This is a genomic window from Photobacterium angustum (assembly GCF_002954615.1).
GTDB classification, from domain to species: domain Bacteria; phylum Pseudomonadota; class Gammaproteobacteria; order Enterobacterales; family Vibrionaceae; genus Photobacterium; species Photobacterium angustum_A.
The window spans coordinates 1,201,910-1,227,532 of the sequence record NZ_MSCJ01000003.1; the positions used below are offsets into that span (position 1 = coordinate 1,201,910).

At 37.9% G+C, this 25,623-nt stretch carries 21 protein-coding genes and 1 pseudogene; 7 read left to right on the forward strand and 15 right to left on the reverse strand.

Annotation, left to right across the window (positions count from 1 at the left end):
• Positions 1–8: 8 nt before the first annotated feature.
• Together betB and betI are read right to left on the reverse strand one after the other, a co-directional pair.
• A complete protein-coding gene (gene betB / locus BTO08_RS20150) occupies positions 9–1,469 on the reverse strand; it encodes a betaine-aldehyde dehydrogenase (protein ID WP_105062356.1) in 1,461 nt (486 codons plus the stop codon).
• A 16-nt stretch (positions 1,470–1,485) separates the two neighbouring features.
• Entirely contained in the window at positions 1,486–2,082 is a 597-nt protein-coding gene (gene betI, locus BTO08_RS20155; protein WP_105062357.1) for a transcriptional regulator BetI, read from the reverse strand.
• Between the two features lie 368 nt (positions 2,083–2,450).
• On the opposite strand from betI, the gene BTO08_RS20160 reads away from it, so the two are divergent.
• A complete protein-coding gene (locus BTO08_RS20160) occupies positions 2,451–4,478 on the forward strand; it encodes a hybrid sensor histidine kinase/response regulator (protein WP_105062358.1) in 2,028 nt (675 codons plus the stop codon).
• A gap of 62 nt (positions 4,479–4,540) precedes the next feature.
• Here BTO08_RS20160 and cqsA read toward each other — a convergent pair.
• Positions 4,541–5,711 (reverse strand): annotated as a pseudogene (gene cqsA / locus BTO08_RS20165) (alpha-hydroxyketone-type quorum-sensing autoinducer synthase).
• A 209-nt stretch (positions 5,712–5,920) separates the two neighbouring features.
• Here cqsA and BTO08_RS20170 point away from each other — a divergent pair.
• On the forward strand, positions 5,921–6,568 hold the full coding sequence (locus BTO08_RS20170) for an HAD family hydrolase (protein ID WP_105062360.1): 648 nt from the start codon (positions 5,921–5,923) through the stop codon (positions 6,566–6,568).
• Positions 6,569–6,641: 73 nt separating this feature from the next.
• Here the strand turns inward: BTO08_RS20170 and BTO08_RS20175 are convergent, their stop codons facing one another.
• Positions 6,642–7,631 (reverse strand): glutathione S-transferase family protein, encoded by a 990-nt coding sequence (locus tag BTO08_RS20175; RefSeq protein WP_105062361.1) that lies wholly within the window; start codon positions 7,629–7,631, stop codon positions 6,642–6,644.
• Between the two features lie 263 nt (positions 7,632–7,894).
• On the opposite strand from BTO08_RS20175, the gene BTO08_RS20180 reads away from it, so the two are divergent.
• Positions 7,895–8,638, forward strand: coding sequence for a sporulation protein (locus BTO08_RS20180; protein ID WP_105062362.1), 744 nt, complete (start codon positions 7,895–7,897; stop codon positions 8,636–8,638).
• A 158-nt stretch (positions 8,639–8,796) separates the two neighbouring features.
• Here BTO08_RS20180 and BTO08_RS20185 read toward each other — a convergent pair whose 3' ends face one another.
• The 8 genes from BTO08_RS20185 to phhA form a co-directional block, all read right to left on the reverse strand.
• Positions 8,797–9,372 (reverse strand): NAD(P)H-dependent oxidoreductase, encoded by a 576-nt coding sequence (locus tag BTO08_RS20185; protein WP_105062363.1) that lies wholly within the window; start codon positions 9,370–9,372, stop codon positions 8,797–8,799.
• A gap of 52 nt (positions 9,373–9,424) precedes the next feature.
• Positions 9,425–9,775 carry a MerR family transcriptional regulator gene (locus tag BTO08_RS20190; RefSeq protein WP_005364876.1) on the reverse strand — a complete coding sequence of 117 codons (351 nt, stop codon included), beginning with the start codon at positions 9,773–9,775 and terminating at the stop codon, positions 9,425–9,427.
• A 42-nt stretch (positions 9,776–9,817) separates the two neighbouring features.
• Positions 9,818–10,222, reverse strand: coding sequence for a GFA family protein (locus BTO08_RS20195; protein WP_005364875.1), 405 nt, complete (start codon positions 10,220–10,222; stop codon positions 9,818–9,820).
• 137 nt (positions 10,223–10,359) lie between these two features.
• A complete protein-coding gene (locus BTO08_RS20200) occupies positions 10,360–10,932 on the reverse strand; it encodes a PqiC family protein (protein ID WP_105062364.1) in 573 nt (190 codons plus the stop codon).
• Positions 10,932–12,575: an intermembrane transport protein PqiB gene (gene pqiB, locus BTO08_RS20205; protein ID WP_105062365.1), complete on the reverse strand. Its 1,644-nt coding sequence runs from the start codon at positions 12,573–12,575 to the stop codon at positions 10,932–10,934. Before pqiB ends, BTO08_RS20200 begins: the two co-directional genes overlap by 1 nt.
• Before the next feature lie 30 nt (positions 12,576–12,605).
• Entirely contained in the window at positions 12,606–13,943 is a 1,338-nt protein-coding gene (locus BTO08_RS20210) for a paraquat-inducible protein A (protein ID WP_105062366.1), read from the reverse strand.
• 279 nt (positions 13,944–14,222) lie between these two features.
• Positions 14,223–14,564, reverse strand: coding sequence for a 4a-hydroxytetrahydrobiopterin dehydratase (locus BTO08_RS20215; protein WP_105062367.1), 342 nt, complete (start codon positions 14,562–14,564; stop codon positions 14,223–14,225).
• A 13-nt stretch (positions 14,565–14,577) separates the two neighbouring features.
• Positions 14,578–15,378, reverse strand: a complete 801-nt coding sequence (gene phhA / locus BTO08_RS20220) for a phenylalanine 4-monooxygenase (RefSeq protein ID WP_105062368.1) — start codon at positions 15,376–15,378, stop codon at positions 14,578–14,580.
• Positions 15,379–15,648: 270 nt separating this feature from the next.
• Between phhA and BTO08_RS20225 the strand changes: the two genes are divergently transcribed.
• The 4 genes from BTO08_RS20225 to BTO08_RS20240 are packed head-to-tail and all read left to right on the forward strand — an operon-like array spanning position 15,649 to position 20,539.
• The gene (locus BTO08_RS20225) at positions 15,649–16,785 is read left to right on the forward strand and encodes a homogentisate 1,2-dioxygenase (protein ID WP_105062369.1); all 1,137 of its coding nucleotides are present in this window, start codon (positions 15,649–15,651) and stop codon (positions 16,783–16,785) included.
• A gap of 23 nt (positions 16,786–16,808) precedes the next feature.
• A complete protein-coding gene (locus BTO08_RS20230; RefSeq protein ID WP_105062370.1) occupies positions 16,809–17,795 on the forward strand; it encodes a fumarylacetoacetate hydrolase family protein in 987 nt (328 codons plus the stop codon).
• A 36-nt stretch (positions 17,796–17,831) separates the two neighbouring features.
• Complete coding sequence (maiA, locus tag BTO08_RS20235; protein WP_105062371.1) at positions 17,832–18,461, forward strand: maleylacetoacetate isomerase; 630 nt, start codon at positions 17,832–17,834, stop codon at positions 18,459–18,461.
• 47 nt (positions 18,462–18,508) lie between these two features.
• Complete coding sequence (locus BTO08_RS20240) at positions 18,509–20,539, forward strand: acetoacetate--CoA ligase (protein WP_105062372.1); 2,031 nt, start codon at positions 18,509–18,511, stop codon at positions 20,537–20,539.
• Positions 20,540–20,571: 32 nt separating this feature from the next.
• On the opposite strand, the gene BTO08_RS20245 is transcribed toward BTO08_RS20240, so the two are convergent.
• From BTO08_RS20245 to BTO08_RS20255, 3 genes are all read right to left on the reverse strand, one after another.
• Positions 20,572–21,375, reverse strand: a complete 804-nt coding sequence (locus BTO08_RS20245) for a RecX family transcriptional regulator (RefSeq protein WP_105062373.1) — start codon at positions 21,373–21,375, stop codon at positions 20,572–20,574.
• A gap of 148 nt (positions 21,376–21,523) precedes the next feature.
• Positions 21,524–23,707, reverse strand: coding sequence for a catalase/peroxidase HPI (gene katG, locus BTO08_RS20250; RefSeq protein ID WP_105062374.1), 2,184 nt, complete (start codon positions 23,705–23,707; stop codon positions 21,524–21,526).
• 473 nt (positions 23,708–24,180) lie between these two features.
• A complete protein-coding gene (locus BTO08_RS20255) occupies positions 24,181–25,587 on the reverse strand; it encodes a sensor histidine kinase (protein ID WP_105062375.1) in 1,407 nt (468 codons plus the stop codon).
• Positions 25,588–25,623 lie beyond the last annotated feature (36 nt).

Below are 25,623 nucleotides of genomic sequence, written 5' to 3' on the forward strand. Positions count from 1 at the left end.
TCCATCCGTTAAGCATAAGGACTTTGGTAATCGCCCAATTCAATAAGTACACTTTTGGTTTGGGTATAATGTTGTAAGGTTTCTATTCCGTTTTCGCGTCCAATCCCTGATTGCTTATAACCACCCACAGGCATTTGCGCAGGAGAATCCCCCCATGTATTAACCCAACAGATCCCTGCTTGTAATTGATGAATAACACGGTGGGCTTTCGCTAAGTTTTGAGTAAACACACCCGCAGCTAAACCATAGTGAGTATTATTGGCGCGAGCGATAACATCGGTTTCATCGCTAAACTTAATTACCGACATCACAGGCCCAAAAATTTCATTTTGAACATGAGACATAGATTCATCGCAATCAATAAAAACGGTAGGTTGAACGAAATTACCTTGTGCTAAACCATTATCAGTACATTGGTATCCACCGGTCAGCAAGGTGGCACCACTTTGTTTAGCGGCATCAATGGCTGATAACACTTTTGATAGGTGTGATGTTGAAATCAGTGCGCCAATTTGAGTCTCCATATTCATCGGATCACCAACGATTAATAACTCAGTTCGACGCTTAAGTTGCTCTACAAAGGTGTCATAAATAGCCTTATGAACATAAACACGTGTACCATGTGTACATACTTCACCTTGGGTATAGAAGTTAGCCACCATTGCCGCAGAAACAGCATGATCGACATTAGCGTCATCAAAAATGATCATTGGCGATTTGCCACCTAATTCCATCGTGACCGACTTTAAGGTTTGAGCACTATCAGCCATTACCGCTTTACCTGTGCCGGTTTCACCTGTAAATGACACTTTAGCGATCTCAGGGTGTGCCGTTAGCATCTGCCCTACTCGGTAATCACCTTGTACAACGTTAAATACGCCATCAGGTAGACCTGCTTCAGTAAAAATCTCAGCAAGCTTTAGAACCGAAAGTGGTGTTTCTTCTGATGGCTTGAAAATCATGGCATTACCAGCTGCAAGCGCAGGCGCTGATTTCCACATCGCAATTTGGATCGGATAATTCCACGCACCAATACCTGCACAAATGCCCAATGGTTCTCGACGCGTATAAAAGAACTGATTTTCACTTAAAGGTTGCTGCTCACCTTGAAGCCCAGGTGCTAATCCTGCAAAGTATTCAATAACATCGGCACCCGTTTCTATATCAACCGCTATCGCTTCTTGTAACGGTTTACCAGTATCTGTGACTTCCAATACCGCTAATTCGTCATTGCGCTCTCGCAGTAGCGCCACAGCACGTAATAAAATACGGCTACGCTCAGTTGCCGTCATAGCCGACCATATAGCAAACCCTTTTTTAGCTGCACTAATCGCTAATTCAAGATCCGCTTGAGAGGCTTGCCCAATGGTTGCTATCGGTTGACCATTAGCTGGGTTAATCGTTGTAAATTGAATATCAGACGATGCAGCAACATAGTTACCATCGATATATAGTGATTTCATATCCATTTGAAACTCTTAGAAATTATAATTTTGAATAAAAAGCCAGTTGCTTTTCTAAATAATCATTAATGATCATGCGAGCATTATTCGCATCAATACCTTTTGGATTTAATGTCCCACGTAACCAGATACCATCAATTAATGAAGCTATACCATGGGCAACTAATTCAGCTTGAGAAGATGGTAGTAGCCCTTTAAGCTCAATCTTTAAATGCGATAGCAAACGTTTTTCATTAACTTGCTGTAGACGACCCAACTGTGCGTCATGCATAGCGTAAGACCAAAATGCTAACCATGTTTTCGCTACTTTATTTTCTGCTTGGTAACCATCAAAATTGCTCATGATAATGGCATTAATTCGAGCTTGATGATTATTGCGGGGTATCTGGCTTAATGACGTTGTAACGCTCATTGATAAACGACGTAAAATTTCACGCATAGTCTCTTCTAATAAACCATGCTTACCACCAAAATAGTGATTGATAATCCCCGTTGATACTCCTGCTTCTTTACTGATCAACGAGATACTTGCTGCATGTAAGCCAACTCGTTCAATGACTGCCATAGTGGCATTTACAAGCTGTGGTTTACGAATATCAGGCATTCCAACCTTTGGCATAATGCTCCCATTTATTTTTTATTGAACGATCAATTAAGTATAAATTGTGACATATTTTTAACATTAAATCAAAATAAAACCAAAATCACAGTTTAAAAAACCATCAAACCAAAGGAAATTGCTAGATTATCAACACAATGACAAAAGCGAAAAAATGTTAACAACGAGACTGTGAGTTATGTAGTGATACATAACGAGTAGAATAACCGAGACATATTAGGAACAATTATTAAACATTGAGAAATCATATGTAACGAAAGAAATGAAATATTAGTAAGGTGAGCTATATAGCATAAACTCAATTTGTTTTTTTTATTTAGTTATTTTGGTTTATAGTATTCAAGCTAATAACTAGAAGTTTATAGATAATGAGTATAAAAAATAGAATTAATAATGTTTACCGTTACTTTGAGCCTAATTTAATCATTATTGGCTATCTTGGTAGCATTGGTTTTCCACTATACTTCTTCGTTTGGCATTATCTTTTCCCTCAACCTTATGAGAACTTTTTACTCAGGCTATTTTGTGGCGCTTTATTTATTCCATTCGTTTTAAAAGATCATCTTCCTTATTGGTTTTTACGTTATAAGGCGATTCATTTCATTGCCACAATCACCATTGGCTTACCTTTCTTTTTCAGCTATATGCTGATTATGAATGATTGGTCTATTCCATGGATCATGTCTTTCATGGCTGCGCTGTTTCTATCAATATTATTGATTTACGATGCTTACATTATCAGCGCTATCTCCATTATTGGTATAACGTTGGGGGCATTTTTTTCGTATGGCTTCCATCCGATAAACAGTGAGAATTTTCATTGGGGTTATATTGCAGTCATTAGCTTCTCATATGTGACAGGCATTGCTTCACATTATAGAAATCACATTCATTACGAAGATCAATTACTTTTTGCTCGCAGCTTTAGTGCTGGTATTGCCCATGAAATGAGAAACCCTTTCAGCTCACTTTACTCATCCATGGAACTCATGCTTGATATTCTTCGCCAAAAAAGTGATAACAAAGAAGGTAATGTTAATGAGCTAAAATCTATAATTAGAAGTAATATGACCGTTATTAATAATAGTAATGAAACAATTAACTTACTATTAAGCTCTATTAATGAACACGCTATTTCGAAAAATACATTTCAAGAATATTCTATTGTCAATATTATTAAAAGTTCAGTAGACAGTTTTGGCTATCAATCATCAAAAGATAGAAGTTTAGTTTCAGTTAATTTTAATAAAGATACAAATTATTTTGGTAGTGATATTTTATTTCGCTATGTGATTTTCAATCTTATGAAAAATGCTTTTTATTATAAAGAAAAAAGTAATTTCAATATTAATATCAATATCGACATTAATACAAACAATAATATTATAAAAGTAAGAGACACTGGTATTGGTATTCCAAAGAATAATATTGATGCTATATTTGACGATTTTTTCACACATGGTAAAAAAAATAGTTCAGGTTTAGGTTTGCCTTTTTGTAAAAAAGTGATCACAGCATTTGGTGGGGTGATCACCTGTCAATCTAAGTTAGGTGAATGGACTGAATTTACTATCCTTTTACCTAAAATCGATTCAAAATCAGTTAATAAGCTAAAATATGAGTTAATGTCTAAAAAACGCCTATTATACATAGGTGATAACAACAGTGATGTTTTTGAACTTCAGAAAAACTCATTTTCTCATGGCTATAATTTTAACACGGTTAGCCCATTTAAATTAATTGACATACCTTTTGATCAAGTAGATATGATTATTATTAACCTTGATAGTTACAGTGAACATGATTATTACTTCTCTAAGTTACAAGATAAACTCGCATTATTAACAACAAAAGTCTTATATCTACACCGTACACCTAAAGCATTAAATTTAATATTAAATGAAAAAATTAACTATAAACTAATCAATGCTAATAACATTGATAATAATTTCACCGATCATATCTGTCGATTCTTTTTTATTCATTTTAATAATCAAAAAAATACACCACGCTCAACAACAGATACAAAAAGTATTCTACTTGTAGACGATAATATGTCATTACGTATGTATACCGGAATACTCCTCCAACGTAGTGGGTTTCATGTTATTCATGCAGAGAACGGTGTTAATGCTCTAAAAAACCTTGAACTAAGCAATGTTGATCTTATTATGATGGATTTAGAAATGCCTTTAATGGGTGGCTTAGAAGCAACACAACAAATTCGTTCTAATAAAAGGTATGAATCGCATAAAAATACCCCCATTATTTGTTTCTCTGCATCACTTGATGAAAAGCAACAACAAGAACTTAGTAAAGTTGGTATGAATGGTTTTATTTTTAAGCCAGCAACTAAAGAGCAAATTTTCGCCAGTATTGAACGCTTTATTAACTAGAATTCACTTACCCACTATCGTTTACGTAAACGTAAAGCAATAATGGGTAAGAATTTATTCGATTACTTCAACGATAGCTCCTCTCGCATCTCTCGACATACAGTAAGTAACGTCGATATTTGCTCGTCACTAACATCACTATTTAAAGAAAAACGGATCACATTTTTATTTTTAGGGGTCGCTGGTGAACAGAACACAGAACCAAATACATCTCGAGATTCTAAGTAATCACGGATCACTTCTGTATCTTCATCATTACCACTTTCAAGCGCAATAATTTGTGACTGGCTCTTAATCTTATAGCCAAGGTTAACTAAACCACTACGTAATTTCTCAGACTGAATAAACAGCTGGCTACGCTTATCATCTGCATCTTTAATGACATCCAATGTCGCTTTTAATATTTCTAGCTCATGATTCAACAGCGCAGAACTGAAAATTGCAGGAAACGCAGTAAATGGGAACGACTTCGCTACATCTTTACTGCATAAAATCGCTCCTGCTCGGTAAGCGAATGCTTTTGCTAAACTCGCCGTTAAGAAATCAACTTGATCGGTTAAGCCTAATTCAGCGACTAATCCTGCACCATTTTTACCGTGTGTGCCTAGTGAGTGAGATTCATCTACCAATAAGGCACAACCATAACGATTGGCTATTTCAACTAAATCATGCAATGGTGCAACTGTACCGATTGTACTGTACACCGAATCGACCATGATTAACCCAGGACCTTCACGTTTAATTTGCTTTTCAAGATGACGCATATTGTTATGCAGAAATGTCTGAATATTTCCCTCTGCACGTTTTGCTCCATCCCATAACGACATATGAGCAAAGAAATCAATATAGATCGGTGTACCTTGAGGGATCAGGGTTTGAATTAATCCGACATTTGCCGCCCAACCCGACTGGGACAGCACACATTTTTCAAAACCTGTTAACGCAGCTAATTGTTCTTCAAATGTATCGCCATTTTCAGCTTGATGCTGAAAGACCGCAGACATCACTACTTCATGTTTATGATCTGTGATGGCTTTTAAGTGCTTCTGACGAATATGTTGATGCCCTGTGATAGCGAGATAATCATTACTTTGTAATGTTATTGAAGTATCCGAAGGCGTTTTACCTAATACTAAATGCTTTTTATTTTTTCGTGAGTAAATATCTGCCTCTAGATGTGCATCAATTTTTTTTTATGAAGTTTGGAAGTGATTTTACGTTAATATTTTTCATTTTTATTACTCTTTCTTTGTTAATAGGAGTAACAATATTAACAATAATATCTTCCTCATTCTAAATAATAATATTGTTAATCATTTTTTTCAGAAACAATTAACATTTATTTCAATTAAATAATTATTTAATTTTACAAGTGGTCATATTTTAATAAGGCTGTTTTATCTGTAAAATATCACTTTATTATTTACAAATTAGTTAATAAAATGACATACAACGCTGCTATTTTCGACATGGATGGTTTATTACTTGATACAGAGCGTGTCTGTATGGAGATATTTAAACAAACCTGTAAAGACTTTAACCTTCCCTACCTTGAACAGACCTACTTAAATATCATTGGACGTAATGAGGCTGGCGTTGAAGATCTATTACGAGTCAGTTATGGCGAAACCATGGACTACCCTGTATTTCGCAAGCAATGGAAGCAGGCTTACTTAAACATTGTTGAAAATGAAGCTATTCCTGTAAAAGATGGTGTTATTACGCTACTTAATTGGTTACAAACACAAAATATACCTATGGTTGTAGCAACCTCCACCAATCGGCAATTAGCATTAAAAAAATTAGCTATGGCTGGCTTAAGTGACTATTTTTCAGCGGTGACAGCTGGTGATGAAGTGACAAATGGCAAACCCGATCCTGAGATTTACTTGCTCGCAGCAAAGCGTTTAAACGTGAACCCTAGTACGTGTATTGCTTTTGAAGATTCAAATAATGGTGTTAAAGCTGCAGTTTCAGCTGGCATGGAAACATTTCAGGTAATTGATTTAGTGCAGCCCAGTGATGAAGTTAAAGCATTAGGCCATGGGATATATACATCAATGAATGAAGTACTTGCAAAACTTAAGTAGTAACTCATCATTGATATATACATGGGCAAACACAATACATCTGTGATTGCCCTGTTACTATATTTATCAATACCTATGACTCAATGCCCACTTTTTCACGACAATGTGGCTTTGAAAAGTCTAATTCAGGCCCTTTGGGAATGATACGCGTAGGGTTAATGTTTTCATGGCTCCCATAGTAATGGGCTTTGATATAATCAATATCAACCGTTTCAGCAATACCAGGAACTTGGTATAAATCGCGCAAATACCCCCAAATATTTGGGTAATCGGCTAAGCGTTTAAGATTGCATTTAAAATGCCCAACATATACTGCATCAAATCGGACTAATGTGGTAAACAAACGCCAATCTGCTTCTGTGATTTTATCACCAAGTAAGTATCGATTTTCCGTTAACCGCGCTTCAATCGTATCTAACGCATTAAACAGTGCCACAACGGCTTCATCATAAGCTTCTTGAGTAGTCGCAAAACCAGCGCGATATACTCCATTATTTATATTCACATAGACAAAATCATTTAAAGCATCAATTTCTGTTTGTAGTACCTCTGGGTAAAAATCAAGGCTATTTGCGCCAACGTTATCAAAGGCGCTATTAAACATACGAATAATTTCTGCTGATTCATTGGTTACTATGGTTTGATTTTGTTTATCCCATAGCACAGGTACTGTAACTCGCCCTGTATAGTGAGGATCAGCATAGGTGTAAATTTGATGCATAAATTCTGCATTAATGATGGGATCGGCAACAACACCGTCACCCGATGCGAAATTCCATCCGTCCTCTCCCATGAAAGCATTAACTACAGACATTGAAATCATGGGCTCTAACCCTTTTAATTTACGATAAATGATAGCTCGATGCGCCCAAGGGCAAGCAAGGGAAACGTATAAGTGATAACGATGAGGTTCAGCTTTAAAACCCGCTTCTCCAGAAGGCCCCGCTTGACCATCTTTCGTTACCCAATGGCGAAAGCTTGAAGCTTTTCGTTCAAACTTGCCTCCCGTCGATTTAGTGTCGTACCAATCAGTGTGCCATTTCCCATCCACTAATAATCCCATACTTCCCTCTCATCAATGTTCGTTCTTATTAATCAACCTAATATATAAACGTCTATTTTCAAACTTTAACGATTCACTTAGGGTGATTGATCAATCTGATTAGCGTACTGCTCTATTTCTTTACAAAACATTGAGGTATATAACAATAATAAATAGTAAAAATAATTACTTACGTCTTTATCGCATCTTGAAGTTACATCGCTGGGTATTGTTGTGATAATTTGCTGACATCGCGCATTTAAAAATACATACAAAGGCAGATTATGTTTAAAAAATTAAAAGCCTCATTAGGTATTGGTTCTGCAAAAGTAGATACTATTTTGCATAATCCTTCACTTTATCAGGGAGAGATATTACAAGGAAATGTGCACATTAAAGGTGGAGATGTAGAACAAGTCATTGATGCTATTTCATTAAAGCTCTGTACTGAAATGAAAGTAGAACTAGAAAATGGCCACAGCTATCAAACCTTTGTGTTAGGAACGATAAAAGTTAATCAACCTTTTACGATTCATGCCAGTGAGGAGAAGTCACTACCTTTTGAATTTAAACTGCATGATGAAACACCTATCACCCAACTTAACACTCAAAATAACCAATCGAAAGTATGGTTAGAAACAACGTTAGATATTGATTTCGCCATTGATCCTTCTGATCGTGATTTTATCGAGGTAAAACCTCTTCCAGCTATCGCTAGTGTCATTGCGAAAATTGAGAATGCAGGCTTTAATTTAATGAAAGCTGATGTGGAAAAAGGTTTTCTACAAGGCGGGCACTTTGCTTCACAATCGGGCTGTTATCAAGAAATCGAATTTCGTAATAGCGGATTTTTTAGCAATAAAGAAATTGAATTATCTTTTATTTTAGATGGCGCTGTCATTCACTGTCTTGCTGAAATAGATCGTTCTATGTCTACCCGAGGCGATCAATACACCTCATTCAGTATTAATAGAAATGCATCAGCCTCAGACATTAGTTATCAATTAGATGCGCTATTAAGAATGTAGATTAAGTATGATGTAGGAAAGTACAAGCAGCCTTGTTATCAAAGGGGATGTTGAAGAAGTTGAGGCTATCTTTGACGTAAACGACTCATTAAATATTTAATTTATCGTTAGCTCCCCTTAAATACTGTTTATCGCTAAAAGTTATTAAATTTAGTTAATTACGCTACTTTTTTAGCAAGCTTAGCTACCCGCTGATTCCATTTCGATTTTTTATCTTCAGTCGCATTAATTATTGGGCCAATATAGGTCTTAGATACTTTTTCAAAGCCACTAAAACCTAAAATAGTACGCTTCATTTGCTTGTAAATAGGATCACCATAAATCCAACGATAATAAAATGGTGGTGAGTCCATCGTAACTATCAGCTCGGCTGTTCTCCCTTTTAATAATCGCTGTGGTGTTAAGCTTTTAGCTTTAAATTTAAAAGCAAAATTGGGAAGAAATGTTCTATCAATTAACCCTTTTAATTTTGCAGGCATCCCTCCCCACCACAGAGGAAAAATAAATACTACGTGGTCAGCCCATAGAAGTGATGATTGGAAATGCTGTAGATCAGGCTCTAGCGGTTGTACTGCTTCATAGCCACTTACTAAATTGATATCAAAATCCATCTTACTTAAATTTAACAGCCTAACATCATTTTTCTCGCTAGCTGTGATATAGCTCTGTGCTAGTTCATGACAATAACTCTTAGCCTTTGGATTTCCATTAATAACTAATACTTTCTTACACATAGATGCCTCTCCCTTTTTGAGCTCAGCTTACACCTTGCCCTATAGGGAAGAGTCAATTAGTTTCTAAACACTTTTTAATATTGTCTTGGTATGTTTGGATCATCGATTGCTGCTGGTGCAATAGGTTAATTTGTTCTTCAATTGCTTTACTTTTCTGATCAAGAAATGTGCTTACAACATGCCAACTTAGCACTGTTTTATCTCCTAGCAGCCTCTTAAATTCCGCAAGACTAACCCCGATAGATTGTGCATCTTTAATCAAAATAACGGTTCTAACATGGTTATCATCATAAATACGATAACTCCCCTTTCGTACTACTGTTCCCAACAAGCCTAACGACTCATATAAGCGTATGGCTTTGGCCGACGCTCCTGTTAATTTAGACACTTCACCGATATACATCAGTTATCTCCTTGTTAATTGTCTTCCTTGTTTATCTATACGTTATTTAACAGGGCCTTTCTCAAACTGTATTAAGTTATCGGTTATGTCATTCCATGGTGCTTTAGATGCCGTGAAAATATGAAAACTCGGCTTATGCGTTGGAATATCATCTAAAATCCCTAAACGAATATTATGCTTGCCTGTTTTTAGTTTCTTTGAAAACAAACTTGAACCACAGATTCGACAAAAAGCGAGTTCCGTTTCTTCACTTTTTTGAAATATCGACACAGCATCTTCACCTGCTTTAAAGCGAAATTTCTCTGAGCTTAATCCTCCCACCGATGAGTAATCTGACCCCGTAAATTTACGACATTCAGAACAATGACAATTCCCCATATACTCAAAATCATCAGGCACTTCTATCTGCACCTTGCCACATAAACAGGAACCATTTAGTTTTTTCATTTCATCTTTCCCACTAAAACCAACGACATAACCCTAGTATTTAAATAAGCCAATTACAATAAGGAATCTCATATTCTTAAAAAGAAAAAAGCCGACGTATTTAACGTCGGCTTAATATTTTCTATACTATTTAAAAACTACTTGATAGAGCGTGCTAACTGAGTCGTTAACTCATCCACACCTTTAGACAGTGCTTCCACTTGTGCTGAATAACCATCTTTTGCTAAAGGTACACGGAATGAAAATGGATGTACGGTTTGTAAATCGCCATTACCATTAATCAATAACCATTCACCTGCCACTTCAGCAACACCGCTGTAGACACCATTAAACTGGTTAATACGCACTTGTAAGCGTGGTATACCTGCAGTAGACAATGTTGGTGTTAGCTGCGTTGCCCAAAACTGAGTTTGTTTTTGGCGTAAATCAAATGTGATTCGGCGTGTTAACTGTGTACTCAGAGATTCACCCCAAAGGTTTTGCTGCGCTTCAACAATTTCAGTGGGGCTGGTTTGGTACACTAAACCAGTACCAGCAAGATGTGCCGCAACGTCAACAGGGCGCACAATTAACAATGATTTATTACTAATGTTATGCGCAGTATTTGCACTGGTCGGCATCGGTAACATATATGTTTTTAGGGTTGGTTCTGTTGAACTACATCCAGTTCCAGCAAGCGCTACCGCTGCAATTAATAACCACTTTTTCATTATTTACGGCCTCCAACTGGAATAGGATCTTTCGCTTTCTCATCACCAAACACTAATGAATTTGGCTTTTCATTTAATTGACGAAGTACTGGTTGTAGTTCCGTCATGACTTGCTCAAATTGCGATAATGCACCTTGTAAATTTTGGTACGCTGCTGCATTTGGGCTAAAGCCATTTAGAGTGTTTTGGATCTCTTTCAAACTCGCTTTGATATCAGACGGTAATGTCTGAGTATCTTTTTGCTTAAGAATACGATCAAGATCTTGTGTAACACGCGCTGCTGAATTCATTGTTTTCTCAGATGCCTTTAGAGTCGCAGTCATTGAATTCAATGTATCTTCTACAGGAAGCTTATTAAATTTATTGAGTAAATTAGTTAGCTGCTTCTGCACTTCAGCAAGATCACCCGCTTTAGTTGGAAAGACTTCATAACCATCATATTTAGCCAGTTTTTCAGGTTTCTCACCTTTATAAACATCAGTGCCAATGTATAGCGCACCTGTTAATAAATTACCGGTTTTCAATGTTGCACGAAGTCCGTTCTTAAACTCTTTTTCAAGGTTTACACGTAAACTATCCAACGTACCTTCATCTGAATGGTTATATACTCGACCTAAATCGATACGTACCAATACAGGGATTTCTTCGCTTGTAAAACCTTCTTCACTGTTTGGTAAACGCAATGGCACTTTCTGTACTGTACCAATTTGAATACCGCGATATTCAATCGGTGCGCCCGCTTTCAAACCACGAATGGATTCTTTAAATAGCATGACAAAATTTAAGCGCTTATCGTACATTTTCTCGTGATAATCTTGCTCGCTATCGAATAAACGGTAATGTTTCAATTGTTTATTCTGTACCACACCTTGCTCATCAGATGGTGTTTGGAATGTTACACCACCAGTAATTAACGATTCCAATGATCCAATCTTGACGTTAAAACCTTCAGCACTCATTTGTACATTCATACCCGATTGCATAATGAACTTGCTGGTTGTGCGTACTAATCGATTATAAGGTTCAAAAATAAACAATTGGTAATTTGCTAGTTTACTATTGATATCAAAGCTCGTTTTCTCAACGCGACCAACAGTAAAGCCGTCATATAAGACAGGATCACCAACACTCAATTTACCGGCTTCATGACTTGTCAGTACAACACGTAACCCTTTCGCATCAGCAGGTGCAACAGGTGGTACTTCTAACGCTTCAAAATGATATTTATCATCTTTACCTTGGCCTGGTTGCATTTCAATATATGCACCAGAAAGAAGCGTATCTAAACCAGACACTCCCTCTTTGCCAATTCGAGGCTTAACAACCCAGAACTTAGTATCATTTTTCAACATACGCTCTGTATCGTTATCCATCTGCGCTGTCACTGTTATATAGCTATAGTCTTTACTTAGCTGAACTTTTGTAACAACACCGACTTTCACATTTAGAGATTTAATCGCGGTTTTACCCACTTCAATGCCTGAAGCATTAGGAAGGCGAATCGTTATTTCAGGCCCTTTACTATTAAGATATTGAACAAACATCCAAATACCAATAGCCAGAGCCACAACTGGAATGATCCAGATTGCAGATATTTGCTTCAGATTTTGTACTTTAGCCTCATTTGGCTGGTTATCACTCATTTTCTGTTTCTCGTTAATACTGGCTAGTGACTACTGATTAGATTCAGTAGTGTTTAACTCTGAACCATGATTAATTTTACTTTTTTCACCCCAAAACACCCGAGGATCGAAGTTCATTGCCGATAACATGGTAAACACCACCACTGTTGCAAAGCAGATTGCAGCAGGTCCAGGTGAAATAGCCATTAAGTTTTTCAACTGCACTAGTGCAACTAATATCGCGACGACAAAAATATCAACCATAGACCAGCGACCGATAAATTCTGTCATACGATAGATTTTCAAACGTTTTACAGACTCTCGTGTTGAGTCATTCGGTTTTTTACCTGCGCAGTAATAAAGCCACGCTAACGCAAACATTTTTGCCATAGGAATGAAGATACTAGCAATAAAAATCACCAAAGCGATTGGCCAAGACCCCATTTTCCACAACATCACCACACCACCCATGATAGTGGAACCTTCGGTTTGTCCTAGGCTTACGGTATACATCATAGGATACAAATTTGCCGGAATATAAAAAATAATCGAAGCAATTAAGTAAGCCCATGAATACTGCAATGAATGCGATGGATTGAAGCTATGAAGCTTGCTTTCACAGCGAATACATTTGGCATGATGGCTATCTGGCAGAGGGTTTATTTGGTTACAAACATGGCATCCCACATGATTATTCGATAAATGTGTATCACCATCATGAACCCCCTCTAGGTGTTTCATTGCAAAGAACTGATCCCATAACCATGTTCGATCAACTAATGAAACACATTTTACAACCAAAACGCTGTAAATACAGAATGCCCAGAATGAGTATCCCATCCCAATATGCGCTAACGCTGAAATTTTAACCAAACTCACTAGTACGCCAATGAGAAAAACATCCACCATTAGCCAAGGTTGAATCTTAAATAAGATACGACACAACAGCTTTATGGTTTTAGGATTCCCACTTACATACCCAATACGTTTAACATGCGCTGCACGGTAATAGAGGTACATTACCAACATGATGTAGACCGCAGGAAAAACCAATACAGTTAACATCAACAATAATGCAAGAAAGCTATTTTCAAAATGTTGCAATGTTTCTGCTGCATTAAGCAGCATGATTTGTTGCCCCATTCCATTCACGCTAAATGAGAGAAAAGGGAAAGAAAGGCTGAGTATCAACATAATCAAACATGCAAGACCGTACGCTAAAGGGCGATGAAACGGCATGATGATTCTTTTAGCTAAGGTATGCCCACAGCGAGGACAATCCGCCTTTTGTCCATCTTTGATATCTGGGATATCAACTACCAATCCGCATTCTTCGCAAGCGATCATCAATTCTGATGGAGTTTGTTGCTGTGGCGTTCGTGTTGTCATCGTTAATTTCTTTTTATCGCTATTCTTACTGAAATCGTATTGTGCTGTTGAATACATTTAATAAAGTTAAAACAGCGAGAGACAGTAAGAGTCGTGTTGCTTAGACAAAACCTAAACATACTAAATATAAACAGGCGCGTATTGTCTGTCTTCATTGCATTTAGAGCAAGAAACTTTAAGTTAGGAAAGTAAAAAAAGCCTTATTTTTAATGCAAATACAGATTTAAAACATCGTATTATAACAAGAAAATAATTGATATACGCAATATTTATGCGGATTTAACTCAAATACAATTTTTCAGTATTTTTTGCACAGATAACATCATTTAAATGAATACCCTTAATGTCATGAGTCCACCATGTTACTGTTACTTTCCCCCACTCTAAAACAAGGGTCGGATGATGAAATTCTTCTTCTGCTAATTGCGAGACTTTATTGCTAAACTCCCACGCTTGTTTGTAATTACTGAATTTAAATGTACGAGTTATACGATTTACACCGTTAGGACTAATAATTTGCCATTCAGGTAATGCCTCCATGTATTCAGCTAAAACTTCATCACTTAATTTTGGTGAACCTGAATGGCATGCTTCACATTTCAATTTATCTAAACTCGTCATTGATGGTTTCCTTTTAGGTAAAGATGGCAGCACGTAATCCTTTTCGCTGTGCTTCTGCTACCAACCCGAAAATATCTTGATTAGTAACTTGGTAAAGTTGCTCCATACTTTCCAGTACAAAATATTTAGGTTGTAATATGTCGATTCTATATGGCGTCCTCATTACTTCTATAGGATCGAACGCAACACGTTGCGGTATAGTACTGGCTGTCGCGTAATGTGTTTCTTGTGGCGATGATAAAATACCACCGCCATAGACTTGGTATTTACCATTTTGGTTTAGCAAACCAAATTCAACCGTAAACCAGTATAGCCTAGCTAAATAAACTCTTTCCTCATGCGTCGCTTTTACACCGAGTTTTCCATAAAAATGCGTAAATTGTGCAAAATATGGATTGGTTAGCATTGCGCAATGTCCAAATACTTCATGAAAAAAATCAGGCTCTTGCAAATAATCTATATCAGCCTTTGTACGAATAAAGGTGGCAACCGGAAATTGTTTGCGTGCGAGTAAAGAAAAGAAATGATCAAAACTTATTAAGGCAGGCACAGCAACACATTGCCAACCCGTGGTATCAAGTAATACTCGGTTTATTTCTTTTAATTGAGGGATATGATCGCGAGGTAAATCTAATTCAGCTAAACCCGCTAAATACTCATCACATGCCTTGCCTTGCACGCAATGAAGTTGGCGAGTTATAAGATGATGCCAAATGGCATTTTCTTCTTCAGTCCAAGTAATAACCCCATTACGATCAACAGGCTTTGAGACATAGCAATGCCTTGTCGGATTACTACTCTGATTCTTTTGCATAATAGCCTCCGTTTTAGACTAACCACCAACCGACACTATTATTTTTATTATTAACTCTATAAATATTAGAAGTGATCCTCGTTATCAGCCATTTTTATCACTAAAAAACAGACTTTAATGCCTAATTTGACTAACACTTAACCGGATTGATGATGCAAAAAATGTAAACAAGAATGAACATCTTTAATTCTGCATCTTATCAATAATATTGCGATTTCTGCACTTTCAACCACAGTTAAGTGATAGCAATAGTAAATAATGAGGCAAGGAATGCATAAATGGTTTCAGTTTCCGATTATTGAAGGGCTATCAAGCAAACAAGCACATTGTGACTTACCCGAGGACAGTTTCGAACGTGAATGCGGTCGAGAAGGTTTTTTTGGCCCAGCAACGCACATGTACCATAAACATCCTCCTACAAGTTGGGTGTCATGGTGTGGCGAGCATAAACCAAGAGCTTTTGACGCTTTAGCTTTGCCCCAGGTCGGTAATACGCCTTGGGATGCACCATTATTACTATCAAATAGCGATACCAAACTGCGTGTATGGCAAACCAATAAAAGTATGGATCATCTAGTGCGAAATGGTGACGGTGACGAATTATTGTTTGTTCATCAAGGTAGTGGAGATTTGTATTGCGATTATGGTCATCTGCCTTTTAATGAAGGGGATTACCTTGTGCTTCCTCGCTCTACAACATGGCGAATTGAAACGCCCAACACGGTTACTTTGTTGATGATTGAAGCAACCAATAACAGTTTTAAAAGTGTTGATCATGGGATTGTCGGTGAACATGCCCTCTTTGATCCCGCAATACTTGAATACCCTAAAATCAATGCTGCATTTAAAGCACAACAAACAGAAGATAATTGGCAGGTATTCTTAAAAGCGCGTAACCAGATTAATACAATTAGTTACCCGTTTAATCCCTTAGATAGCATTGGCTGGAAAGGTAATCTAACGGTACTAAAACTTAATTGGCGTGACATTCGTCCACTCATGAGCCATCGATATCACCTTCCACCATCAGCACATTCTACCTTTGTCAGTGATAATTTTATTGTATGTACCTTTGTACCTCGTCCCGTTGAAAGCGATCCTAACGCTTTAAAAGTGCCTTTTTTTCACAGTAACAATGATTATGATGAAGTAATTTTTTATCACCGTGGCGATTTTTTCAGCCGAGACAATATTAAACCCGGCATGATCACGTTTCATCCTTGTGGATTTCCACATGGTCCACACCCTAACGCTTTAATAAAAAGCCAACAAGCACCTAAAACATTTATCGATGAAGTAGCAGTAATGATAGATACTCGAAACCCTCTCGATATTTCACCCAATGTTAGTGAGGTTGAATTACATAATTATGTGGCGTCATGGCAACGTCATCAACATCCTGAATAACAATAAAAGTAAGGATAACAACAATGAAACTTGCTTCATTACAACAAAGTAGAGATGGAAAGCTCATTGTCGTTTCTCGCGATCTTAAATGGGCGGTATCAGCTCAACATATTGCACCTACCATGCAATATGCACTGGACCATTGGACTGACGTCGAACCCATTCTTAATGATCTTTATCACGCACTAAATAGAAAAGTGCTTGAGCATAGTTTTGTTTTTCAGCCAATGCACTGTGCATCTCCCCTACCACGCGCTTTTCAATGGGCAGATGGTAGTGCCTACGTTAATCATGTTGAGTTGGTGCGCAAAGCAAGAGGTGCAGAGATGCCAAAAAGTTTTTGGCAAGACCCTTTAATATATCAAGGTATGTCAGATAAGTTTTTAAACCCTACACAGCCCATCGAAGTTGAAGATCTTAATTGGGGAGTTGATTTTGAAGCTGAAATAGCCGTTATTACAGATGATGTCCCTATGGCGACAAGCGTAAAAAATGCTGAGAAACACATTAAATTGTTAATGCTTGTTAACGATGTGTCGCTAAGAAATTTAATCCCAACAGAGCTGGCTAAAGGCTTTGGTTTTTTTCAATCTAAACCTTCATCGTCTTTTTCTCCTGTCGCGGTGACACCTGATGAGTTAGGCGAGTCATGGAAAGAGAACAAGGTCAATAATCGACTTTATGTTCACTTAAATCAGCAGCTATTTGGTAACCCCAACGCAGGTGTTGATATGACATTTAACTTTGCCCAATTAATTCATCATGCAGCCAAAAGTCGTCCATTAACCGCTGGCACTATCATAGGTTCAGGAACAGTTTCTAACGTAGATAGGTTATCTGGCTCTTGTTGTATTGCTGAAAAACGAATGCTGGAAATTATAGAACAAGGCGAGCCTCAAACTCCCTTCATGCAATACGGTGATAGCGTAAAAATAGAAATGTTTGATGCTGATAAACATTCTATTTTTGGGGCTATTGAACAAGCCGTTATTCCCTTTATTAAACATTAACTTCAAGTACATTCATTACTCACAGAGAGCTGAATTATGGCATTTACCCTATATGATTACTTTCGCTCATCAGCCTCATATCGAGTAAGAATTGCCTTAAACATTAAGCAGTTAGATTATACCTGTGTGCCGATCTCGCTACTTGATGATCAACAAAACAGTCACCACTACAAAAACATTAATGCTACGGGCTTATTACCTACACTTGAACATAACCAATGTTACATATATCAATCTCTCGCTATTATCGAATATCTTGAGCAATGTTATCCAACACCAAGTTTACTGCCTTGTAACACCATAGAAAGTGCGCAATGCCGAGCCTTTGCGTTATCCATTGCCTGTGATATCCATCCGTTAAATAACTTACGTGTACTCAGATATTTAGAACGAAAATTAACTGTTACAGCAGAACAAAAAAAACAATGGTATCACCACTGGATAGATCAAGGTTTTACTGCACTGGAACAGCAGCTTGCCAGTAACAATAACCCTGAAAAGTTCTGTTTTGGACTTGCCCCAACCTTAGCCGATATATTTTTGATCCCTCAAGTGTATAACGCCCGACGTTTTAATATTGATTTATCAAAATTTCCAATCATTAACGCCATAGAAAAACACTGTAACCAGCTTGAGCCTTTCATCAAAGCAGCACCTAATCTTTAATTCTTCAGCAAAAATAGAGTATTTTAAGAAGGACGGAGAACATACTAATGACTGATGATTATAAGCAATGTCTCTGGAAGCCAAGTCGAAAACGCATTCAAAATAGTTTGCTGTATCAATTTATGGTGCAGATCAGCGAACAACACAAACGTCTATTTCATGATTATACGCAATTGCATCGCTGGTCTATAAAACATAGTGACCAATTCTGGCAACAGCTATGGCAATTTTGCAATGTAATTGGCAACCAAGGTGAAAACATTGTCTATTGTCCAACACACAGCCCTATTCCCAATAAAGATCAACGCTGGTTTCCTGATGCCACGCTCAATTTCGCCGAAAATTTACTTGCTTACAGCACGAAGCTAAGCCAACAAGATGCAATTGTTTTTTATAACGAACACAGTTTTAAAGATACAGATAAGCAACATGCCCAACAGCGACTATCTTGGCAACAACTCCACCAGCAAGTAGCAATAGTCGCACAGTATTTACAACAACAAGGGGTACAAAAAGGCGATGTGGTTGCCGCTTACATGCCTAATATTCCGCAAACAGTTATTGCTATGCTAGCGACCACCTCTTTAGGTGCGGTATGGACATCCACTTCTCCTGATTTCGGAACTGAAAGTGTTGTTGAACGCTTTAGTCAGACCCGACCTAAAGTTATTTTTACTACCGATGGCTATATTTATAACAACAAAACAATAACCAGTTTAACCACATTGGCAGAGGCTTTATCTTCCCTTCCTAGTGTCAAAAAATTAATTGTTTATCCTTATATAAACCAAAATCCTATCGATAAACTACTGTTACAAAGTCCTTCCTTACCTTCTCATATCACCGTGAGTACATGGCAAGAAATGGAAGATGTTATTCATTACCCTGATTTAACATTTACTTCTACGCCCTTTGATCATCCGCTGTATATATTGTATTCATCAGGTACTACGGGGAAACCCAAGTGTATTATTCACTCTGTCGGTGGAACCCTATTAAATCACCTGAAAGAGCACCAATTACACTGCAATATTAAACCTTCCGATCCCATTTTTTATTTTACGACTTGCGGTTGGATGATGTGGAACTGGTTAGTAAGTGGCTTGGCATCAGGCGCAACACTCGTATTATATGATGGATCGCCTTTATCCCCAGATCCTTATCAATTGTGGAAAATGGCAGACAAAGAAAACCTACGCTTATTTGGCACTTCCGCCAAATATTTAGAGACTATAGAAAAAATGCAAGTCACACCTAAGAATAACGTGACATTGTCACAACTTGCTGTCATTTGCTCTACAGGTTCAGTACTCGCGCCTGAGCAATTTGACTATGTCTATAAGTACATCAAACAAGATATTCAGCTCTCATCAATTGCAGGCGGTACAGATATATGTGGTTGCTTTGCCATTGGCAATCCAATCGGTGCTGTGTGGCGTGGGGAATGCCAAGTAAAAGCCTTAGCGATGGACGTTAATGTATTTAATCAGGCAGGAGAAGCTATTTTTGATACATGCGGTGAACTTGTCTGTTGCAACAGTTTTCCTAATCAACCCATCGCATTTAGCCAAGATCCAAAGGGCGAAAAATATTTTCAGGCTTACTGGAATACCTACCCCAACACTTGGCACCATGGCGATTATGTCAGTGTGTCTCATCACGGCGGACTCACCTTCTATGGGCGCTCTGATTCAATATTAAATCCCGGTGGTATTCGCATTGGCACCGCTGAAATTTATCGTCAAGTCAATCCGTTTCATGAAGTCATCGATTCTGTTGTTGTTGGACAGCAGCACCAAAACGATGTTCGAATCGTTCTCTTTGTTCAATTACAACAAGATTTAACGCTCGATAATATCTTAATCAATCGTATCAACACGCAACTGCGCAATCAGTGCTCTCCCCATCATGTCCCCGCAAAAATTTTACAAGTTTCTGCAATTCCCAGAACTAAATCAGGGAAAATAGCAGAAAAAGCAGTGAGAGATGCCATCCACCAACGAAATGTTGTAAACACAAGTGCTATCGCCAACCCAGAAAGTTTAGAGCAGTATAAAAATAGATCAGACTTAGCGTGATAATACGCACAAGAAATAGGTAAGTTAATCTTCTACTCTTCTAACACAGCATTGATTGCTTCTTTAATTTCATCACTAGAAAAGCCTTTGCTTGATAGATAACCATAAGCTTTGCTCTTTTCTTTAAAATCGGTGAGATCATAGCGTTTCTTAGCTAATGCTTGTTGGCAGTTGTAGTAGAAATCTATTTCGCCTGATTCAATAAGTTCATCAAGTACGGTATCGAGTTCTGAGATATCAACATGCTTCATTTTTAGCTCTTGCGCGATTAATGAGCGCCCTTTTAGCTTTTTGGCAAGTTTAATCACTTCAGCTTCAAGGTTGGCATTCTTGCCTTTGATTTGCGCTTTGGTTAGTAAGGTATCTGAGGCGCTATGCTCTGAAATACCACGAGAAATATCCTCCATACTAAAGCCACGTTTTAGTAAATCATTGACGACTTTCTCTGCCGATGTGGTTGAGAAGTCTTTAAAACGTGCCAAGCGTGTGTTAATCATCGATTGCTCACAGATGTCCATGCGTTGCATAGTTTCTGTGATTGCTTGCTCTATGGTGAGTTCATCGATGCCTTTGGTTTTAAGCTTTTGCTGGATATATTTGCGCCCATATTGGCTATTAAAGGCCAACTCACAGAAGTGTAATGAAAATGCATAGTCGCTTTTGAGGTAACCATAGCTTTTCATTTGTTCAATTACGGTTTCGACCCACTCTTTATTTTCTGTTTTTGCTTCAAGTTTTTTGCGTAACTCAAATTCTGAGTGATCACGTAAGTTCAAGTGGTAAATCGCACTATTAATGACGTTTTGGATAGTAGAAGCAGGATAAGGTTTTTTCATACGGTATCGGATGTGGCTAAAAGTTATCGTAATAATAACAGTTTATAATGCTTAAACGAAAAAAGAGGCACTCATTGAGCGCCTCTTTGTATTTGTTGTTAAGTTTCTATTTCATACTATTAGCTAGTATTGAGACTTTGCGTTTTGATTAACGGTGTAGATCAAAACGGTCAGCGTTCATTACTTTAACCCAAGCATTTACGAAGTCGTTAACGAACTTCTCTTCTGAGTCAGAACATGCGTAAACTTCTGCAAGTGCACGTAGTTGTGAGTTAGAACCAAATACTAGGTCAACACGTGATGCCATCCACTTTTGCTCGCCAGTCTTACGATCTGTACCTACAAACACATCTTGGTCTACAGAGGTTGGTTTCCATTGTGTAGACATATCTAGTAGGTTAACGAAGAAGTCATTTGTTAATGCTTCTTTACGCTCAGTGAACACACCGTATTCGCTGTTATCGTAGTTTGCACCAAGTACACGCATACCAGCCACAAGCACTGACATTTCAGGTGCTGTTAGTGTTAGTAGTTGTGCGCGGTCTAGTAGTAACTCTTCAGCAGCGACTGTGAATTTCGCTTTTTCGAAGCTACGGAAACCATCAGCGATTGGCTCAAGAACAGCAAATGATTCTACATCTGTCTCTTCTTGTGATGCATCCATACGACCAGCAGTAAATGGTACAGTGATGTCACGACCTGCATTTTTAGCAGCCATTTCCACACCTACACCACCAGCAAGTACAATTAAGTCAGCTAGCGATACTGTTTTCTCGAAGTTTGCTTGAATGCCTTCAAGTACGTTTAGCACTTTCGCTAGTTGCTCAGGTTGGTTTACTTCCCAATCTTTCTGCGGCGCTAGACGAATACGTGCACCGTTTGCACCACCACGCTTGTCTGAACCACGGAATGTAGAAGCAGATGCCCAAGCTGTTGATACTAATTCGCTGATTGATAAACCAGATGCAGCGATTTCTTGTTTTAATTTAGCAATATCCGCATCGTTTACTAGCTCATGATCAACCGCAGGGATTGGATCTTGCCATGTAAACACTTGTGCTGGTACTTCAGGGCCAAGGTAGCGAGATACTGGACCTAAATCACGGTGAGTTAGCTTAAACCATGCGCGAGCAAATGCATCTGCGAACTCTTGTGGTTTTTCAAAGAAGCGGCGAGAAATTTTCTCGTATGCTGGATCGAAACGTAATGCTAAGTCAGTTGTTAGCATAGTTGCTTTGTGTTTTTTCTCTGGGTCAAATGCGTCTGGGTGTACTTCACCACCTTTTGATACCCACTGATAAGCGCCTGCAGGGCTCTTCTCAAGTTCCCACTCATTATAGAACAGGCTGCTAAAGAAACCGTTGCTCCACTCTGTTGGTGTTGTTGTCCAAATAACTTCTAGACCACTTGAAATCGTATCTCCAGCTTTACCGCTACCGTAGCTTGATGACCAACCGAAACCTTGCTCTTCAATTGAAGCACCTTCAGGTTCTGCACCTACATGTGCTGCATCTGCTGCACCGTGTGTTTTACCAAATGTATGACCACCAGCAATAAGCGCTACTGTTTCTTCGTCGTTCATTGCCATACGAGCAAATGTTTCACGAATATCGTGTGCCGCTAGTAGTGGATCAGGGTTACCGTCTGGACCTTCTGGGTTAACGTAGATAAGACCCATTTGTACTGCTGCTAGTGGGTTTTCAAGGTCGCGTTGCTCGCTGTCTTTTTCGTAACGTGTGTCATCAGCAAGCCATGTTTTTTCTTTACCCCAGTAAACGTCTAGCTCAGGTGCCCAAATATCTTCACGACCACCAGCGAAACCAAATGTTTTGAAGCCCATTGATTCTAGCGCAACGTTACCAGTTAGAATAATAAGGTCAGCCCAAGAGATCTTGTTGCCGTATTTTTGCTTGATAGGCCAAATTAGACGACGGGCTTTATCAAGGTTTACGTTATCAGGCCAGCTGTTTAGTGGCGCAAAACGTTGGTTACCTGTACTCGCACCGCCACGACCATCAGCTGTACGGTAAGTACCAGCACTGTGCCAAGCCATACGAATAAAGAAAGGACCGTAGTGTCCAAAATCTGCAGGCCACCACTCTTGAGAATCAGTCATTAGCTCACGTAAGTCTTGCTTTACAGCTTCAAGATCTAGCTTTTTAAATTCCGCAGCGTAATCGAAATCTTCACCCATTGGGTTTGATTTACGATCATGCTGGTGAAGAATGTCTAATTTAAGTTGGTTAGGCCACCAATCACTTGGAGAAGTACCATTGCCAGGGTTAATTGACGGATTAACCGCGTGCGTGTTGTGGAATGGACATTTAGACATTGGGTGTTTACCTCATTATTTTAATTAGTATTATTGTCATTAATTTTTCAGCTCTATCCAATATAGCTTTTAAGCATTAAATGACAATTAAATAGGTTCGTTAAATTTGAAATTTAAAATTGGATATAATTCTTTTTAAGCATTTAACACTCAAAAAATTAACAGGAATTCTTCATCTTTAACGAGAATATTAAACTGCACCAAAACAAAATTTTAGATTTGATTTAAATCAAAAAAAAATTATTTACGAAACACAATCTCGTTCGATGGCGTAAATTTAAATCAATTGAATGATGGTGGCTAATACTATAAATCTATTGATTCAATAGGCGGTAATTATCAAGAGATGAGAAACACAATAATGTTATTCCTAAAAAGAATTAGGCTTTTGTGTGGGACTTTTAATCTTGTAAGTCATAATTAAAAAAAGTGATAGCCTGAAAGGATATCACTTTTTTATTTTTATCTTGAGACTACTTTTTTATTGTTTCTATAGCTGGTAACAATAACGATATTTTTAAACCTCCATCATCTGAACGACCCGCTTCTACTTGTCCTCCAGTGACTTGCATCGCTTCTTTTACAATGGCGAGCCCTAAACCATAACCCCCAGATTGTTTATCTCGTGCACCCTCTATGCGCGTGAACGGATCAAAAATATGTTTTAAATGTTGTTCAGGTATCCCATCACCATCATCTGAAACCGATACCACAACATAAGACTTATCCGACTTCGTTCTTATACTGGTATGAATTGTAATATTTGCTTCACTTCCAGCATATTTAATCGCGTTACCTATTAAATTCTTAATTGATCGTACTAGTAATCGCGCATCGGTCTGAACCATTGGTAGTGTTCTATCAATATCTTTAATTATCGATTGACCATGCGCTTTAAGCTGCAGGCATTGATCAACCGTTGACTCACAGAACGTTTGAACGTCGACAGGAATAAGCTTGATATTCGCTTTCGCATTATCAAATTGACTGAATTCAAGGATCTCTGTGACAAGTTCATTCATCTCCTCTGATTCTTGCTCTAACCGATCCACTAAATGCAAATGCTCAGATGAAGTACGCTTTCGAATTAAATGTAATGATAAACTATGCCTAGCCAAAGGGGTTCGAAGTTCATGAGAAACATCACGAATTAAACGCCGTTGTTTCTCTGTTAATAATTGTATTTGATTAGCCATATTGTCGAAATCAGTCGCTAATTCATTAAACTCTTTTACTTTGTCTCCCATAACATGAGCGACACGCACTGAGAAGTCACCATTCGCTAAGGTACGACTCGCTTGTCTTAAAGTGTCTAATGGTCGCTGCAAATAGCGTGCGATAATTAACGAAAACATTAAGGTGATCAGAATAGCAATCACTACCTGTATTAAGCCAAAGTACAAAGAAAAATTTTTAGCTGGATGCAATTCATGAGGTAACTGAACCACCAATTTATTACCATTTTTTAGAGGTATCGTAAAAATGGGTTGATTTACACGAGAATCTAAAATTGAATTTAATGGTCGAGCAAATTTCAGTTTAAACTTAAAATGGGGATGCATTATTCGGGTGCTTATCTCTTTGTTATCACTGTTAAGAGCAAAAGCATAATATTTTTGTTTACTCTCCCACTGAGCAAGTCGCTGAGGGTCACCGTTTTCAGTAAGCAAAGGCTCTACATCTGTCGCCATCTTCATAATATCTTGTTGTACATGTTGAGGCACATGCAGCAAAGTTTTAACTAGGGCTATTTCAGCTAAATTCTGAAGCCCTAATATGACCAGTAGCCCTACGGTAAAATAAGAAAAAAGTCGGAAAACTAAGCTTTGCTTATGCAAAGGAAGTCGATGCTTTCCTTGTATCACATTAGAAACACTCAATTGTTTATACTCCTAAACACTTGCTTCTCTTTTTAT